This is a genomic window from Streptomyces sudanensis, from assembly GCF_023614315.1.
Lineage (GTDB): Bacteria > Actinomycetota > Actinomycetes > Streptomycetales > Streptomycetaceae > Streptomyces > Streptomyces sudanensis.
Genome location: NZ_CP095474.1, coordinates 1,228,337 through 1,243,940 on the forward strand (window position 1 = coordinate 1,228,337; position 15,604 = coordinate 1,243,940).

The 15,604-nt window shown below is 72.4% G+C and carries 16 protein-coding genes; 5 read left to right on the top strand and 11 right to left on the bottom strand.

Annotated features, from left to right (window positions below):
* Positions 1-133: 133 nt before the first annotated feature.
* The gene (locus MW084_RS05600) at positions 134-799 is read right to left on the bottom strand and encodes an MSMEG_1061 family FMN-dependent PPOX-type flavoprotein (protein ID WP_010470867.1); all 666 of its coding nucleotides are present in this window, start codon (positions 797-799) and stop codon (positions 134-136) included.
* Positions 800-1,044: 245 nt separating this feature from the next.
* Here MW084_RS05600 and MW084_RS05605 point away from each other — a divergent pair, with 245 nt between their 5' ends.
* Positions 1,045-1,359, top strand: a complete 315-nt coding sequence (locus MW084_RS05605; protein WP_010470865.1) for a MazG-like family protein — start codon at positions 1,045-1,047, stop codon at positions 1,357-1,359.
* 303 nt (positions 1,360-1,662) lie between these two features.
* Here the strand turns inward: MW084_RS05605 and MW084_RS05610 are convergent, their stop codons facing one another.
* On the bottom strand, positions 1,663-2,949 hold the full coding sequence (locus MW084_RS05610) for a geranylgeranyl reductase family protein (protein WP_010470864.1): 1,287 nt from the start codon (positions 2,947-2,949) through the stop codon (positions 1,663-1,665).
* 93 nt (positions 2,950-3,042) lie between these two features.
* Between MW084_RS05610 and MW084_RS05615 the strand changes: the two genes are divergently transcribed.
* A complete protein-coding gene (locus MW084_RS05615) occupies positions 3,043-3,594 on the top strand; it encodes a GNAT family N-acetyltransferase (RefSeq protein ID WP_010470862.1) in 552 nt (183 codons plus the stop codon).
* Between the two features lie 172 nt (positions 3,595-3,766).
* Here MW084_RS05615 and MW084_RS05620 read toward each other — a convergent pair whose 3' ends face one another.
* The 4 genes from MW084_RS05620 to MW084_RS05635 form a co-directional block, all read right to left on the bottom strand.
* A complete protein-coding gene (locus MW084_RS05620; RefSeq protein ID WP_029553520.1) occupies positions 3,767-4,477 on the bottom strand; it encodes a demethylmenaquinone methyltransferase in 711 nt (236 codons plus the stop codon).
* A gap of 204 nt (positions 4,478-4,681) precedes the next feature.
* The gene (locus MW084_RS05625) at positions 4,682-5,287 is read right to left on the bottom strand and encodes an imidazolonepropionase-like domain-containing protein (RefSeq protein ID WP_010470858.1); all 606 of its coding nucleotides are present in this window, start codon (positions 5,285-5,287) and stop codon (positions 4,682-4,684) included.
* Positions 5,288-5,297: 10 nt separating this feature from the next.
* Entirely contained in the window at positions 5,298-6,497 is a 1,200-nt protein-coding gene (gene mqnC, locus MW084_RS05630) for a cyclic dehypoxanthinyl futalosine synthase (protein ID WP_010470856.1), read from the bottom strand.
* A gap of 1,417 nt (positions 6,498-7,914) precedes the next feature.
* Positions 7,915-8,775: a menaquinone biosynthetic enzyme MqnA/MqnD family protein gene (locus MW084_RS05635; RefSeq protein ID WP_010470854.1), complete on the bottom strand. Its 861-nt coding sequence runs from the start codon at positions 8,773-8,775 to the stop codon at positions 7,915-7,917.
* Between the two features lie 284 nt (positions 8,776-9,059).
* On the opposite strand from MW084_RS05635, the gene MW084_RS05640 reads away from it, so the two are divergent.
* The 3 genes from MW084_RS05640 (at position 9,060) to MW084_RS05650 (ending at position 11,051) form a co-directional block, all read left to right on the top strand.
* Complete coding sequence (locus MW084_RS05640; protein WP_003967102.1) at positions 9,060-9,263, top strand: cold-shock protein; 204 nt, start codon at positions 9,060-9,062, stop codon at positions 9,261-9,263.
* Positions 9,264-9,409: 146 nt separating this feature from the next.
* A complete protein-coding gene (locus tag MW084_RS05645; protein ID WP_010470842.1) occupies positions 9,410-9,817 on the top strand; it encodes a DnaJ family domain-containing protein in 408 nt (135 codons plus the stop codon).
* Between the two features lie 325 nt (positions 9,818-10,142).
* Positions 10,143-11,051, top strand: a complete 909-nt coding sequence (locus MW084_RS05650) for an aminoglycoside phosphotransferase family protein (protein WP_010470841.1) — start codon at positions 10,143-10,145, stop codon at positions 11,049-11,051.
* A 97-nt stretch (positions 11,052-11,148) separates the two neighbouring features.
* Here MW084_RS05650 and MW084_RS05655 read toward each other — a convergent pair whose 3' ends face one another.
* From MW084_RS05655 to MW084_RS05675, 5 genes are all read right to left on the bottom strand, one after another.
* Entirely contained in the window at positions 11,149-12,492 is a 1,344-nt protein-coding gene (locus MW084_RS05655) for a dicarboxylate/amino acid:cation symporter (RefSeq protein ID WP_010470839.1), read from the bottom strand.
* A gap of 374 nt (positions 12,493-12,866) precedes the next feature.
* Positions 12,867-13,115, bottom strand: a complete 249-nt coding sequence (locus MW084_RS05660; protein WP_050986772.1) for a DUF4229 domain-containing protein — start codon at positions 13,113-13,115, stop codon at positions 12,867-12,869.
* Between the two features lie 116 nt (positions 13,116-13,231).
* Positions 13,232-13,756, bottom strand: a complete 525-nt coding sequence (locus tag MW084_RS05665; protein ID WP_010470836.1) for a GNAT family N-acetyltransferase — start codon at positions 13,754-13,756, stop codon at positions 13,232-13,234.
* Positions 13,757-13,832: 76 nt separating this feature from the next.
* On the bottom strand, positions 13,833-14,996 hold the full coding sequence (gene mqnE, locus MW084_RS05670) for an aminofutalosine synthase MqnE (protein WP_010470834.1): 1,164 nt from the start codon (positions 14,994-14,996) through the stop codon (positions 13,833-13,835).
* A 106-nt stretch (positions 14,997-15,102) separates the two neighbouring features.
* Positions 15,103-15,558: an Lrp/AsnC family transcriptional regulator gene (locus MW084_RS05675; RefSeq protein WP_010470832.1), complete on the bottom strand. Its 456-nt coding sequence runs from the start codon at positions 15,556-15,558 to the stop codon at positions 15,103-15,105.
* Positions 15,559-15,604 lie beyond the last annotated feature (46 nt).

Here is a 15,604-nt window from a genome sequence, read left to right on the forward strand (position 1 = left end):
GCTTCGTGCCGGTTTCCGGACACGTCAAAGCGACGTCGTGGCGCCCGGATTCGCCATCGGGGTGGCCGATCGAGTGGTCGGCAACGCCATGTGCTCCCCAGGAACGGTTACCGAGGAGGGAGCCGACCCCGGTTCACTCGTAACGCAAGCTCAGCGACTCCCGTTCGGCTTCCTCGATCTGGTCGACGGTCAGGCCCGGCAGGTTCAGTTGAGCCAGTGTCACCTCGGCGCTGGTCGGCTGGGCGTCGGCGGGAACCCACCGCTCCGGTTGCCAGGCGTTGGCGCGCATCAGTGACTTCGGACAGTGCGGATAGACCTGTTCGACCTGCACCACGATCGCCGTGACCGGCGGTTTTCCGACGGAAGTGAGTCGGGCGAGCAGCTCCGGACGCGCCGAAACGCAGGCGCGGCCGTTGACGCGCAGCGTGGTAGGGCGGCCGGGGATGAGGAAGAGCAGTCCGACGTGTCCGGTCTGCAGTACGTTGTGGAGGGTGTCGAGCCGCTTGTTGCCGGTCGCGTCGGGGATCGCCAAGGTCCGCTCGTCCAACACCGAGACGAACCCGGCCGGGCCGCCACGCGGTGTCACGTCAGCCCGGCCCCCGGCGTCCGCACTGCCGATGAACACCAGCGAGGAACAGCCGATCAGCGCCCGGGCCTCCCCGGTCAGGCGGTCGATCTCCTTGCGGAGCGAGTTCGGGTTCGGCTGCGGGTAGAGCTCGCGCAGTTGGTTCGGGCTGGTGAGGGCATCCGCCCGAAGGGACTCGAAGAGCAGGTCGGTGGCCCCGGTGTCGATCGTCATACGGCCGACCCTAGAAGACGGCCAGGTCGGGGTACGGGTCGTTGTGCGGCCTCGCCTGCGCTGACCGGTCACTCTCCCCCGGCGCACGCGGAAGAACGCGACGGTGCGATGCCGGGCCGTACCGGGGCCGAATCGCCGACGGGGCCATGACCGTTCCCGGTAGCGTCGACGGTCGTACCAGTCCTCGTGCCATGCACGCGGACTTCGTAGTCATCGGCCCCCGAAGAGAACACGGAGCACCACTCGTGCGGGACACCTGGGACACCGTCGAACGGCTCGTCGCATGGCTCGACGAGAAGGGCGCCGCACCCGCCGGCACCGCTCCGCTCCTGCGCGTGCTGAAGATCGTCGAGGAGGCCGGAGAGGTCGCCGAGGCCGTCCACGGCGTGTACGGGACCAACCCCCGTAAGGGCGACAGCCACACCTGGGACGACGTACGGGCCGAACTGTGCGACGTCATCCTCACGGGCATGGTCGCCCTGAGGACTCTCACGCCCGACGCCGGCAAGGAGTTCGCCGAGCATGTCGGTCGGGTCGCCGACCGCTCGCTCGGCGCCTGACCGCGACAAGAATTCACCACGGGACGAATTCACCGTGGCACGGATCCACCATGGCACGGATCCACCGCGGTATGGATTCACCGCGGCACGGATCCACCGCTGCGTGAATCCGGCTGCCGGGCCGACGGGCTCCGGTGGGCGGCTCGTGCCCGCGGCCCGGAAATCCGCCGCCCCGGCGCGAAGGGGTTCGCGCCGTGGGTGCGGCGGGTGCCGCGGGCGTGTGGCGGCCGGTTCACCGCCGTACCCGCGGGCGGTCAGGAACCCGGAACGGTCGGGAACCCGGGCGGTCGGGAACCCGGGCGGTCAGGAGCGCGGGGCGATCTTCGACAGGCCGTTGATGATCCGGTCCATGGCGTCGCCGCCGGTCGGGTCGGTGAGGTTGGCGAGCATCTTCAGCGTGAAGCGCATCAGCACCGGGTGCGTCAGGCCGCGCTGCGTCGCGAGCTGCATGACCTTCGGGTTGCCGATCAGCTTCACGAAGGCGCGGCCCAGCGTGTAGTAGCCGCCGTAGGCGTCCTTGAGGGCCTGCGGATAGGCGTGGAGGGCCTGTTCCCGCCGGGCGTCCGTGGAGCGGGCGTGCGCCTGGACGATCACGTCGGCGGCGAGCTGCCCGGACTCCATGGCGTACGCGATGCCCTCGCCGTTGAACGGGTTGACCATGCCGCCCGCGTCGCCGACGAGCAGCAGCCCGCGCGTGTAGTGCGGCTTGCGGTTGAACGCCATCGGCAGGGCGGCGCCGCGGATCGGCGTCGTCATGTTCTCCGGCGTGAAGCCCCAGTCCTCCGGCACGGACGCGCACCACGCCTTGAGGACCTCGCGCCAGTCCAGCTCGCGGAAGGCGGAGGACGAGTTGAGGATGCCCAGGCCGACGTTGGACGTGCCGTCGCCCATGCCGAAGATCCAGCCGTAGCCGGGCAACAGGCGGTCCGGGCCGGGGCCGCGGCGGTCCCACAGCTCCAGCCAGGACTCCAGGTAGTCGTCGTCGTGGCGGGGCGTCGTGAAGTACGTGCGGACGGCGACGCCCATCGGCCGGTCCTCGCGCCGGTGCAGCCCCATCGCGAGGGACAGGCGGCTGGAGTTGCCGTCGGCGGCGACGACGAGCGGGGCACGGAACGTGACCGGCGTCCTCTCCTCGCCCAGCTTGGCGCGGACGCCGGTGATCCGGCCGGTGCGGGGGTCGGTGACCGGTTCCCCGACGTTGCACCGCTCGTACAGCCGCGCCCCGGCCTTCTGCGCCTGCCGGGCGAGCAGTTCGTCGAAGTCGTCGCGCTTGCGGACCAGCCCGTAGTCCGGGTACGTGGCCAACTCGGGCCAGTCGAGCTGGAGTCGGACGCCGCCGCCGATGATGCGCAGGCCCTTGTTGCGCGACCAGCCGGCCTCCTCGGAGACGTCGATCCCCATGGCGACGAGCTGCTTGGTGGCGCGGGGGGTGAGCCCGTCGCCGCACACCTTCTCGCGGGGGAAGGCGGTCTTCTCCAGCAGCAGGACGTCGAGGCCGGCCTTCGCCAGGTGGTACGCGGTGGTGGAGCCCGCCGGGCCCGCCCCGACGACGATCACGTCCGCGGTGTGTTCGGAGAGGGTCTCGGTCACGGCGAGTTCTCCCGGGCTCGAAAGGGCGTGCCGAAAGCACTGGACGTGGGCAGTCTATGGGGACCTGCCGTCCACCGATGAAGGGCACCTTCGATGACCGAGTTGCTCCGCTCCGCCGCCGCCCGGCCCGTCGGCGGGCCGGCCTTCCGCTTGCGGGTACCCGTCGAGGAGGACGCCTACGCCTGGCACCGCGTCTTCGACGACCCCGAGGTGATGGAGTTCCACGGCGGCCGGTCCGCCGAACTGTCCTTCTACCACGAGCTCACCGCCCGGCAGCGGCGTCACGACGCCGAGCGGGGCTTCTGCCTGTGGACGCTGCTGGACGAGGCGGGCGAGGTCGTCGGCTTCACGGGCGCCCAGCCGTGGCCGCACCCGTGGGGCCCGGTCGGCGAGATCGAGCTGGGCTGGCGCCTGGCCCGCCCGGCCTGGGGCCTGGGGTACGCGACGGCCGCCGCCCGCCAGACGCTGGAGCGCCTGCGGGCGGCCGGGGTCGAGCACGTCGTCGCCATGGTGCACACCCGCAACGAGCGTTCCATCGCGGTGGTCCGCCGCCTGGGCATGACGCTGCGGGAGACCGTCCCGATCCCCGGCCGGGAGGGCGAGGCGGGGCACCGCTTCGACCTGCGGCTCCAGTCCGCGTCGTAGAGGAGCCGCGCGGGGAGCGGGACGGTCTCGGGGGCNGGCCGNNNCCGNGGACGGGGACGGGCGCCTGGAGCCGGGGACGGACTCCACCGGACGGGCCCCGGACGGACCCCGGACGGGCTGCCGGGGACGGGACCGGGGGCCGGAGGCTCACCTCCCGGACGGTGACGGTTCGTCAGTTCCCTTGCTCGTCCAGTGGCTTGGCGCCCCGGTGCAGGGCCACGATCCCGCCCGACAGGTTCCGCCAGGCCACCTTCGACCAGCCGGCCTTCTGCAGCGCGCCCGCCAGTTCCCGCTGCCCGGGCCAGGTCCGGATGGACTCGGCGAGGTACACGTACGCGTCCGGGTTGGACGACACGGCGCGGGCGACCGGCGGGAGGGCCCGCATCAGGTACTCCTCGTACGCCTTGCGGAACGGCGCCCACGTCGCGTGCGAGAACTCGCAGATCACCACGCGTCCGCCCGGTCTGGTCACCCGGTGCAGCTCGCGCAGCGCCGCGTCCGTGTCGTGGACGTTGCGCAGGCCGAAGGAGATGGTCACCGCGTCGAAGGCGCCGTCGCGGAACGGCAGCCGCACGGCGTCGCCGGCGGTCAGCGGGAGCCAGGGGTGGCGCTTCTTGCCCTCGCGCAGCATCCCGAGGGAGAAGTCGCACGGCACGACGTACGCGCCGTCCTCCACGAACGGCATCGAGGACGTGCCGGTGCCCGCCGCGAGGTCGAGGACCCGCTCCCCGGGCCGGGCGCCGACGGCCCGCGCCACCTCCCGGCGCCAGCGCCGGTCCTGGAAGAGGGAGAGCACGTCGTTGGTGAGGTCGTAGTTCGCCGCGACGTGGTCGAACATCGAGGCCACTTCGTGCGGCTGCTTGTCCAGCGTTGCTCGGGTCACCCGCCCATTCAAGCAGGCGGGCCCGCCCCCGCCCGTACGCGGTCGCGCCGCGACGAACCCACCGCCCGTACGTGGCCACGGCCCCGGCGGACCCACCGCCCGTACGCGGTCACAGCCCGGCGGACCGGCCGCCCGTACACGTCCGTGGTCGCGCCGAACCCCCGCCCGTACGCGGTCGCGCCCCCGGCGACCCGCCGGATGCGGTCAGGCCGCCCGGTGGACGAGCCGCCCGCCCAGGACCGTGGCCACGCAGCGGGCGGCGCCCCGGCCGGGCAGCGCGGCGAGGTCCGGCACGTCGAAGACGGCGAACCGTGCCGGGCCGCCCACCCGCAGGGCCTCGGCCCACACGACCGGCCCGCCCGACGCGAACGGGTCGGGGGAAGGCGTCCCGCCCGGCCGCCCGGTGCGCGGGACGACACCCAGCCCGACGCGCCGCACCGCGTCCAGCGCGGCGCGGGTGCGCGGCTCACCGGACACGGCGACCGCGCCGTGGGCGAGCAGCCGCTGCACCCCGCGCCGGGCGCTGCCGCCGAGGCGCGTGCCGGTCGGGTCGAGCACGGCGAGCGCGGGGCTGGTGATCGGTTCGGTGCCCAGCTCGTCGGCCTCGCGCGGGTCGGGGTGGTACGCCTCCTCCAGCAGCTCGGGCCCGTACGCGTTGACCAGGCCGGGCGTGAGGACTCCGGGCCAGCGCCGCACGCGGGCGGCCGGGTGGGCGGCGGCCAGCTCCCCGTACGGACCGAGGGCGGCGATCGACGCCCCCTCGACCAGTACGGCATCGCCGCCGGCGGCGGCCGTGTGGAGGGTCAGCACGGCGGCCCGCTCAGTCGACGGCCAGCAGCTTGAGCTCGGGGTGCGCGGTGCCGCCCTCGATGGCCGTGGAGGAGATGTGCGAGGCGACGCGGTCGTCGACCGGGTCGTCCGCCGGGTCGTCGTGGACGACGATGTGCTCGTACGTCGTGGTGCGCTGCGCCGGGACGCGGCCCGCCTTGCGGATCAGGTCGATGATCTCCAGCCGGTTGGAGCGGTGCCGGGCGCCGGCGGAGGAGACGACGTTCTCCTCCAGCATGATCGAGCCGAGGTCGTCGGCGCCGTAGTGCAGCGACAGCTGGCCGACCTCCTTGCCCGTGGTGAGCCAGGAGCCCTGGATGTGGGCGACGTTGTCGAGGAACAGCCGCGCGACGGCGATCATGCGCAGGTACTCGAAGAGCGTGGCCTGCGTCCGGCCCCTCAGGTGGTTGTTCTCCGGCTGGTAGGTGTACGGGATGAACGCGCGGAAGCCGCCCGTCCGGTCCTGGACGTCGCGGATCATCCGCAGGTGCTCGATCCGCTCGGCGTTGGTCTCGCCGGTGCCCATCAGCATGGTGGACGTCGACTCGACGCCCAGGTTGTGGGCGATCTCCATGATCTCCAGCCAGCGCTCGCCGGACTCCTTGAGCGGGGCGATCGCCTTGCGCGGCCGCTCCGGCAGCAGTTCGGCGCCCGCCCCGGCGAACGAGTCGAGCCCAGCGGCGTGGATGCGGCGGATGGCCTCCTCGGCGCTCACGCCGGAGATCCGCGCCATGTGCTCGACCTCGGAGGCGCCGAGGGAGTGGATGACGAGCTGCGGGAACGCCCGCTTGATGGCGGCGAAGTGCTCCTCGTAGTACTCCACGCCGTAGTCCGGGTGGTGGCCGCCCTGGAACATGATCTGCGTGCCGCCCAGCTCGACGGTCTCGGCGCAGCGGCGCAGGATGTCGTCGAGGTCGCGGGTCCAGCCCTTGGCGGTGTCCTTCGGCGCGGCGTAGAAGGCGCAGAACCGGCAGGCCGTGACGCAGACGTTGGTGTAGTTGACGTTGCGTTCGATGATGTACGTCGCGATGTGCTCCGTACCGGCGTAGCGGCGTCGGCGGGCGGCGTCGGCGGCGGCGCCGAGCGCGTGCAGGGGCGCGGAGCGGTAGAGGTCGAGCGCCTCCTCCGGGGTGATCCGCCCACCGGCGGCGGCACGGTCGAGAACGGACTGGAGGTCGGCCTTCTCGGTCACCGGTTGCGTACCTTTCGCCGGCTTGGGAACGGACCGGACCAGCGTACGCCAGCACCCCGGAGCCGCTCCGAGCGGTCCGGGACGGCCCCGCGGGCGCCGGGGGCTTCGCCGGAAGTGGGGTTTCGCGGCTTCGCCGGGGTGGGGGCTTCGCGGCTTCGTCAGGATGGAGCTTCGCGGCTTCGCCGGGGGGGGGNGCCTGGGCGGATGTGGGGGGACGGCGTGGTGGGACCTGACGCTTCCGGGGTCCGGGACCGGAGGCCGGTGCGGGACCGGGGGCCGGAGGCCGGTGCGGGACCGGGGGCCGGAGGCCGGTGCGGGACCGGGGGCCGGTGCGGAACCGGGGGCCGGAGGCCGGTGCGGGACCGGGGGCCGGTGCGGGCCGCCCGTGGTCCTCGCCCCCGCCTCCGCCCTCGTCCTCTCCGTCCTCGTCCTCCCCGCCCCGGGGACGCCGGTGCCGATACCGGTCGGCACCGGAGCGGATTCACGACCGGGAACGCCGTCGCCGCCGGAGCGGGGACCGGCCTCACCACCCCGGCGGCCGGAAGCGCGGTCCCGGGAGCGAGGTGCGCCGAACGCCCCGGCGGTATTCCGGTCCCGGTACGCGGACGCTGCTTCCCGGTACCGAGCGCCCCCGGGCGGTGGCGATTGCCGGGGAATTGCCGGACGGGTGCCGGCTCGAAACCCCGGAACGGCGTCGGCGGATGTCCCAGGGGAACCTCGGCGGATGCCGGAGGAGGAAAAGGCCGCCTTTCCCGCTGTGATGCGGCACACGATCCGGACGGACGCCACTGCCGCGAAGGCGGCGGCACACCGGACACCGGGGGCGAATATCCGGAAGACGGAAGATGTTCCCTGTTTCGTCAGGTCGAATTTCCACACGTTCACCTCGCGTACGGCGACGGTCTTTGCGAGGCGTCGACGGGGTCTTGCGGAGACCTTCGCAGGGGTTTCGCGAAGTCGTCGCCGGGCGCGTCAGCCGGCCTGGAACCGCCCCGGAATGACCCGGCCCCGGAACCACTCGGCCTCCGAGCGCCTCGGCGCGTCCGGCCCGCGCTCAAGCCCGGCCCATGCTCAAGTCCGGCCCATGTCCACGCCCGGCCCATGTCCACGCCCGATCCGTGTCCACGCCCGATCCGCGTCCACATCCGGCCCGCGTCCACATCCGGCCCGTGCTCGTGTCGAGCCGGACGCCGCGCCGGATGCGCCGCAGGCGGAGAAGGACGTGGCGGAAAAGCCGCCGAATCCCGGGAGAACCGGCCGAATCCCTTCGCTCACGCCGCCCTCCGCACCGAACCGGGCCGCATGCCCGGCGCTCCCGCCCGGCAGCGGGGCCCGCCCCGGCGGNCCCNGGGACCGGCGGGCACCCGCCCGTCCCCCTNCNGGTGNNTANNNNATCCCCGTCCCCCTCCCCGGTGGTTCAGTCCTCGCCGCCGCCGAGCAGGTCGACCCGTACGTCGGAGGGGAAGCCGCTGGTCGGGCCGGTCCGGCGGGCGAATTCCCGGACGCCGGCGAGCTGGTCGGCGCCGAAGCGGAAGTCGAGCGTGGTGAAGTACCGTTCCAGCAGCTCCGCGTCGAACGCCTCCCAGCGCGCGGCCTGCTCGGCGACCTTGGCGACCTCCTCCAGCGACAGGTCCCGCGACGCGAGGAACGCCTCGTGCACCTCCCGTACGACGCCGGGCTCGCGTTCCAGGTAGTCGCGCCGCACGGCCCACACCGCGAAGACGAACGGCAGCCCGGTCCACTCCTTCCACATCAGTCCCAGGTCGTGGACCTGGAGGCCGAGGCGCGGCGCGTCGTGCAGGGAGGCGCGCAGCGCGGCGTCGCCGATGAGGACGGCCGCCTCCGCCTCCTGCATCATCAGGCCCAGGTCGGGGGGGCAGGTGTAGTAGTCGGGGGTGACGCCGTACCGCTCGGCGAGCAGCAGCTGCGCGAGGCGCACCGAGGTGCGGGAGGTGGAGCCCAGCGCGACCCGGGCCCCGTCCAGCTGGTCCAGGGGCCGCTGGGAGACGATCACGCAGGACATGACGGGCCCGTCGCAGCCCACCGCCAGGTCGGGGAAGGCGACCAGCCGGTCGGCGTGGCGCAGGTACTCCACGAGGGTGATCGGCCCGATGTCGAGGTCGCCCTCGACGAGCTGCTCGCTGAGCCGTTCGGGGGTGTCCTTGGTCAGTTCCAGGTCGAGCAGCGTGCCGGTGCGGGCGAGCCCCCAGTAGAGGGGCAGGCAGTTCAGGAACTGGATGTGCCCGACACGCGGCCGGGTCCGCCGAGATGTGTCCACATCGCGAGGCTAGACCCCGCCCCGCCGGGGGCGTCCCACCGGGTGGAGCCGGGTATCGCGTCCGATCCGGTTCTCCGCGCGTTCAAACGTCCCGGCGGCGACATGCCGGAGTGATCTCCGCCTCTACCCATACGCGGAGACAGCGTGCTACGCTCGACGCAAGTTGCAGTTTGGTTTCCCTTGCAGTACAGAGCCTGCGGAGCATGTGACCCGCAGGCTTTTGTAGTTTTCAGACTTGTTTGCAGGTTCTGGAGCAGGGCAACCCTTTGGCCCAAGGAGGGCTTATGGCTACCGGAACCGTCAAGTGGTTCAACGCTGAAAAGGGCTTTGGCTTCATCGCCCAGGACGGCGGCGGCCCGGATGTCTTCGTCCACTACTCCGCGATCAACGCGTCTGGCTTCCGCTCCCTCGAGGAGAACCAGGTCGTGAACTTCGACGTCACGCAGGGCCCGAAGGGTCCGCAGGCGGAGAACGTCACCCCGGCCTGATTGGGCAGGGTCGGCGATCGCGCACGACTTAGCAGTACCCAAGAGGCCCGCCTTCCGCATCTCGGTGCGGAAGGCGGGCCTCTGCCTTTGCCTCCGGGAATTCGCTTGTTCCCGGTGGATTCACCCGGGAGTCCTACCCTGGTTCCATGACCGACCGCAAACCCCCCGGGGTCGCCTTCGAGTCATGGGTCGACCGGCAGATCCGCGAGGCGACCGAGCGCGGTGACTTCGCGCGCCTCCCCGGTCTGGGCAGGCCCCTGCCCGACGACGCGGCGCCGTACGACGAGCTGTGGTGGGTGAAGGGCAAGATGAACCGGGAGGGCCTGTCGGTCCTGCCCCCGGCCCTCGCCCTGCGCAAGGAGGCCGAGGACGCCCTGGAGGCGGTGGGACGCGCGGCGTCCGAGCCCCAGGTACGCCGCATCGTGGCCGAGGTCAACGAGAAGATCGCCGCCGCGGTCCGCCGCCCGCCTCCGGGTCCGCCCCTGAACCTCACCCCCTTCGACGTGGAGGAACTGCTGCGGGAGTGGCGGGCCGGGCGCGGCGGGAACCGCTGACGCCACCGTGCCCTTCCGGCTCCCGCCCGGCCCCCCTCCCGGACCGTCCGGCACCGTGAGGCTCCCGCCCGGCGCCCTTCCCGGACCGTCCGGCGCTCTGTCGGCGCCTCCGGAAGCCGCCCCCGAAGGCCCCGGGCCTCCAAGGCCCCGTGGACGAGGGCGACCGGACCGCGCGGGGACTCCCGGCCACCGGCCGGCTCCCCGTGGGGGCGGCGCCCCGCGCCGGGACACGCCCCCGACCCNNGCCCCGGCACCCCGCGCCCGGACGCGGCCCGCCGGAGAAACCCGCTGGCCTGCTCTCCCGCCCGGCGGTGAGACTTCCGGGATGACGCTTCACGAGGACGAGATACCCGTCGACGAGACGCTGGTCCGGTCGCTGCTGAGGGCGCAGTGCCCCCAGTGGGCCGACCTGCCGCTGTCCCGTGCGGGCGCGGGCACCGACAACACCATGTACCGGCTCGGCGAGGACCTGCTCGTACGCCTTCCCCGCACCCCCGGCGGCGGCCGGTCGCTGCGGAAGGAGCAGGAGTGGCTCCCCCGTCTGGCGCCCCTGCTGCCGTGCCCGGTGCCTGAGCCCGTGCACGCCGGGACGCCCACCGGCGACTTCCCCGTGGTCTGGTCGGTCCTCCGCTGGATCGACGGTGAGGAGCCCGGCCCGGACACCGTCCGGGACTGGGCCGCCTTCGGGGCCGACCTGGCGGCGTTCGTGCGGGAGCTGCACGGCGCCGACCTCATGGGGGCGACCCGGTCGGGCGGCCTCGACTGGTACCGCGGGGGGCCGTTGGCGCCCTGCGACCGGTGGGTCGGCGAGAGCTTCGACGAGTGCCGCGCCCTCGTGGGCGACGAGCTCGACGTCGACGCCCTGGAGCGGTTGTGGCGGGACGCGCTCGCCCTGCCCGGGCCCCCGGGGCCCCGGGGATGGCTCCACGGCGATCTGAGGCCGGGCAACCTCCTGGTGCGGGAGGGCCGGCTGTGCGCGGTCATCGACTTCGGCGGGCTCTCGGTCGGCTTCCCCGACGCCGAGCACGCCCCCGTCTGGGACCTGCCGCCGCGGGCGCGGAGCGCCTACCGGGACGCGCTGGACCTCGACGAGGAGACCTGGGCGCGCGCCCGGGCGTGGGCGATCGCGGTGGGCGTCAGCGGGATCCCGTACTACCGGGACACCCTCCCCGCCTTCGCCGCCGAGTGCCGGGCCCGTCTCCGGGCGGTCCTCGCCGACGCCGACGCGCGCTGAACGGGCCCCGGCCGGGGAGGACGNGCGCGGCCGTACGCGGGCGCCCCCGCCGCCCGCCGGGGTCCGGCAGGGGGCGGGGGCGCCGCGAGGGGGCGCGTCAGGCCGTGGCCGGCGACGCCTCGCGCACCTCACGCACTTCACGCACCTCGCGCTCCTCGTGCCCGTCGACCGGGGAGGCCGACGCCGAGTTGTACGCGTCGAGGTCGAGGATCTTCTCCCGCGCGGCGACGATCACCGGGACGAGCGCCTGGCCGGCGACGTTGGTGGCCGTGCGCATCATGTCGAGGACCGGGTCGATCGCCATGAGCAGGCCGACGCCCTCCAGCGGCAGGCCCAGGGTGGAGAGGGTCAGCGTCAGCATGACCGTGGCGCCGGTCAGGCCTGCCGTGGCGGCCGAGCCGATCACCGACACGAACGCGATGAGCAGGTACTCCTTGATGCCGAGCTGGATGCCGAAGATCTGCGCGATGAAGATCGCGGCGAGGGCCGGGTAGATCGCGGCGCAGCCGTCCATCTTGGTGGTGGCGCCGAACGGGACGGCGAAGGACGTGTACTCCTTCGGCACGCCGAGGCGCTCGGTGACCTTGACCGTGACGGGCATGGTGCCGACGGAGGAGCGGGAGACGAAGGCCAGCTGGATCGCGGGCCAGGCGCCCTTGAAGAACTGCAGCGGGTTGACCTTGGCGACCGTCGCCAGCAGCAGCGGGTACACGCCGAAGACGACGAGCGCGCAGCCGATGTAGACGTCGGCGGTGAAGGTGGCGTACTTGCCGATCAGGTGCCAGCCGTACTCGGCGATCGCGTAGCCGATGAGGCCGACGGTGCCGATCGGGGCGAGGCGGATGACCCACCACAGGGCCTTCTGGAGCAGTTCCAGGACGGCCTCGGCGAACGTGAGGACCGGCTGGGCCTTCTCGCCGAGCTTGAGGGCGGCGACGCCGGCGACGGCGGCCATGAAGACGATCTGGAGGACGTTCAGCTCGGTGAAGGGCGTGATCACGTCGCTGGGGATGATGCCGGTGAGGAAGTCGAGCCAGGACCCGGCCTTCTCCGGCTTCTCGCCGTCCTTGGGGGTCAGGCCGGTGCCCGCGCCGGGGTCGGTGAGCAGGCCGATGACGATGCCGATGACGACCGCTATCAGCGACGTGATCATGAACCAGAGGAGGGTGCGGGAGGCCAGCCGGGCGGCGTTGTCGACCTTCCTCAGGTTGGTGATGGACACCAGGATCGCGAAGAAGACCAGCGGGGCCACGGCCAGCTTCAGCAGCTGCACGAAGATGTGGCCCACCTGGTCGAGGGTGGTGTGGAGCCACTGGACGTCGTGGCTGCGGGTGATCCAGCCGAGGACCACGCCGAGGACGAGGCCGGCGACGATCTGGGCCCAGAAGGGCACCTTGGGCAGCCGGCGCGGGGACGCGGGCGCGGGGGCGGGCGCGGACACGGACACACTCCAGGAGGGCGTGAAGGGGTACGGATTCGGGGGTTGCGGCAGGGCGCGGCGCCCGCGCACGGGGCGGCGCGGCCGGGGGCCTGCGGGTGGAGCGAGCGGGGCTCAGACTTCGCGGCGACAGGCCGCGGACGCGCAGAGGCACAGATCGACGTGCAGGCGCGCCACGAGCGGGACGCTCGCGGTCGTGTGGCGGTGGCGCACTGCGGTCTCCATGCGAGAAACGTTAACACTTGAACTTTGAGGACCCCAAAGCCATTCTTTTACAGGCGAGGCTACGGGCGGGGCCTGGGAATGACAACACCCCGGACGGGAACCACTGTTCCGGTCCGGGGCGGTGGGGCGGAGGCCGCTTCCTGTGACGAACGTTATACGCCGTCCTCCCGCGTGCGGTTCGCCTCCAGCCGCGCCTTGGCGCTGCCGACCTTCTCCACGATCTGCTCGGACATCGCGTCGCGCTGCCGGCGCAGCAGGACGAAGCTGAGCGGCGCCGACACGACGATGGAGAGCAGCAGCACCCACAGCACGTTGGAGTCGCCGAGGCCGCGCGGGACGACGCCGAAGTACACCAGCGCGTAGAGGACGACGAAGCAGGCGGCGAAGACGCCGAGACGCATGAGCGTGTACTTGAGGGCGGCGCTCGACCTGGTGGTGGCGGTCACGATGGGCCTTCTTCCTTCTCCGTACTCCGTACCGCGGTTCCGTCCGTCCAGTGAAACACGGGCGGAACGGATCATTTCAGGGGGAGGAGCATGATGACGTCGTCCCGGTAGTCGCCGTCGGCGACCCGGATGGCGTCCGGGACGCGGCCGACCTCCTTGTAGCCGCAGGAGGCGTAGAACCGCTCCAGGCCCATGCCGCCGCGGCAGGCGAGCCGCACCGCCTCGATCCCGTCCATGCCGCGCACGGCGTCCTCGCACGCGGCGAGGAGGGCGCGGCCGTGGCCCCCGCCCTGGTGGCGGGGGTGGACCATGACCGTGTAGAGCCACACCCAGTGGGCCATGAGGGGGTGGGTGTTGAGGGCGATGAACGCGGTAGCGGCGACGGAGCCGTCCTCGTCGTACCCGACGAGCAGCCGCATGTGGCCCTGGCCCATCGCGGTCAGGTGCCGGAGCCACTGCGGGCGGACGTCCTCGGGGGTGACCGGCGGCACGAAGCCGACGGCGCCGCCGGCGTTGGTGACGTCCGCCCACAGGGCGAGGACGCCCTCGCCGAGGTGCCGGTCGACGGGGGGGTCCAGTACGAAGTCGATCCTCATGCCCCGACGATAGGCGGCGCGCCGGATCCGGCACCGGCCGGGCGCTCCCGTGCGCCGGGGCGGGTCGCGGAGGGGGTCACAGGCGCATGGGCTGGGGCGACTCGCGGCGGGAGGCGTCCGGGCCGGGGTACTCGCGGATGATTTCGTAGCGGGTGTTGCGCTCCACCGGGCGGAAGCCGGCGTCGCGGATCAGCTCCAGCAGGTCCTCCCGGGTGAGCTTGTTCGGCGTGCCGTAGTTGTCCGCGTCGTGCGTGATCTTGTACTCGACGACCGAGCCGTCCATGTCGTCCGCGCCGTGCTGGAGGGCGAGCTGGGCGGTCTGGAGGCCGTGCATGACCCAGAAGACCTTCACGTGCGGCACGTTGTCGAACAGCAGCCGCGAGACCGCGAAGGTCTTCAGCGCCTCCGCCCCGGTGGCCATCGTCGTGCGGGCCTGGAGGCGGTTGCGGATCTTGCCGTCCTTCATGTCGACGAAGTCGTGCTGGTACCGCAGCGGGATGAAGACCTGGAAGCCGCCGGTCTCGTCCTGGAGCTCGCGCAGGCGCAGCACGTGGTCGACGCGGTGGCGGGGCTCCTCGATGTGCCCGTACAGCATGGTGCACGGGGTCTTCAGGCCCTTGGAGTGCGCGAGGCGGTGGATGCGCGACCAGTCCTCCCAGTGGGTGTCGTGGTCGACGATGTGCTGCCGGACCTCCCAGTCGAAGATCTCCGCGCCGCCGCCGGTCAGCGACTCCAGCCCGGCGTCGATCAGCTCGTCGAGGATCTCGGAGGCGGGCAGGCCGGAGATCTTCTCGAAGTGGTGGATCTCGGTCGCGGTGAACGCCTTCAGCGAGACGTTCGGCAGGGCCTTCTTCAGCTCGCTCAGCGACCGCGGGTAGTAGCGCCACGGCAGGTTGGGGTGGAGGCCGTTGACGATGTGGAGCTCCGTCAGGTTCTCCGACTCCATCGTCCTGGCGAGGCGGACGGCCTCCTCGATGCGCATGGTGTACGCGTCCTTCTCGCCGGGCTTGCGCTGGAACGAGCAGTACGCGCACGACGCCGTGCACACGTTGGTCATGTTGAGGTGCCGGTTGACGTTGAAGTGGACCACGTCGCCGTTCTTGCGGGTGCGCACCTCGTGGGCCAGGCCGCCGAGCCAGGCGAGGTCGTCCGACTCGTACAGGGCGACGCCGTCCTCGCGGGTCAGCCGCTCCCCGGACCGGACCTTCTCCTCCAGCTCGCGCTTGAGCCCCGCGTCCATACGGCTCCGCCTCCCACTGCCTCGACCCAACGTCACCTGCGCCCCGAGGGGCCCACCCACCGTACTCCCCCGCCCGGAGGCGGGGGCACCCGGCGCCGCCTGCGGCTCAGTCCTCCCCCGGGAGGTCCCCGACGCGGTTCTCCCACTTGGTGGAGAGCACGATCGTGGTACGGGTGCGGGAGACGCCCCTGGTGCCGGACAGCCGGCGGATGATCTTCTCCAGGCCGTCCACGTCGCCGGCGCGGATCTTGAGCATGTACGAGTCGTCGCCCGCGATGAACCAGCAGTCCTCGATCTCCGGCAGGTCCCTGAGCCGGCGCGCCACGTCCTCGTGGTCGGCGGCGTCGGACAGGGAGATGCCGATGAGCGCCGTCACCCCCAGGCCCAGGGAGGCGGCGTTGACGGTGGCGCGGTAGCCGGTGATGACGCCGGCCGCCTCCAGGCGGTTGATGCGGTCGGTGACGGAGGGCCCGGAGAGGCCCACGAGGCGGCCGAGCTCGGCGTACGAGGCCCTGCCGTTCTCCCGCAGAGCCTGGATGAGCTGCCTATCGACGGCGTCCATATGCCTGATGCCTTCCATTAATCAGCAATACAGCGAGTACAGGTGT

Excerpts from the sequence above, each read along its gene's own strand:
- MW084_RS05600 (WP_010470867.1), bottom strand. The coding sequence starts at position 799 with ATGACGATCGACACCGGGGCCACCGACCTGCTCTTCGAGTCCCTTCGG.
- MW084_RS05615 (WP_010470862.1), top strand. The coding sequence starts at position 3,043 with ATGACCGAGTTGCTCCGCTCCGCCGCCGCCCGGCCCGTCGGCGGGCCG.
- MW084_RS05640 (WP_003967102.1), top strand. The coding sequence starts at position 9,060 with ATGGCTACCGGAACCGTCAAGTGGTTCAACGCTGAAAAGGGCTTTGGC.
- MW084_RS05645 (WP_010470842.1), top strand. The coding sequence starts at position 9,410 with ATGACCGACCGCAAACCCCCCGGGGTCGCCTTCGAGTCATGGGTCGAC.
- MW084_RS05650 (WP_010470841.1), top strand. The coding sequence starts at position 10,143 with ATGACGCTTCACGAGGACGAGATACCCGTCGACGAGACGCTGGTCCGG.
- MW084_RS05660 (WP_050986772.1), bottom strand. The coding sequence starts at position 13,115 with ATGCGTCTCGGCGTCTTCGCCGCCTGCTTCGTCGTCCTCTACGCGCTG.
- MW084_RS05665 (WP_010470836.1), bottom strand. The coding sequence starts at position 13,756 with ATGAGGATCGACTTCGTACTGGACCCCCCCGTCGACCGGCACCTCGGC.
- mqnE (WP_010470834.1), bottom strand. The coding sequence starts at position 14,996 with ATGGACGCGGGGCTCAAGCGCGAGCTGGAGGAGAAGGTCCGGTCCGGG.
- MW084_RS05675 (WP_010470832.1), bottom strand. The coding sequence starts at position 15,558 with ATGGACGCCGTCGATAGGCAGCTCATCCAGGCTCTGCGGGAGAACGGC.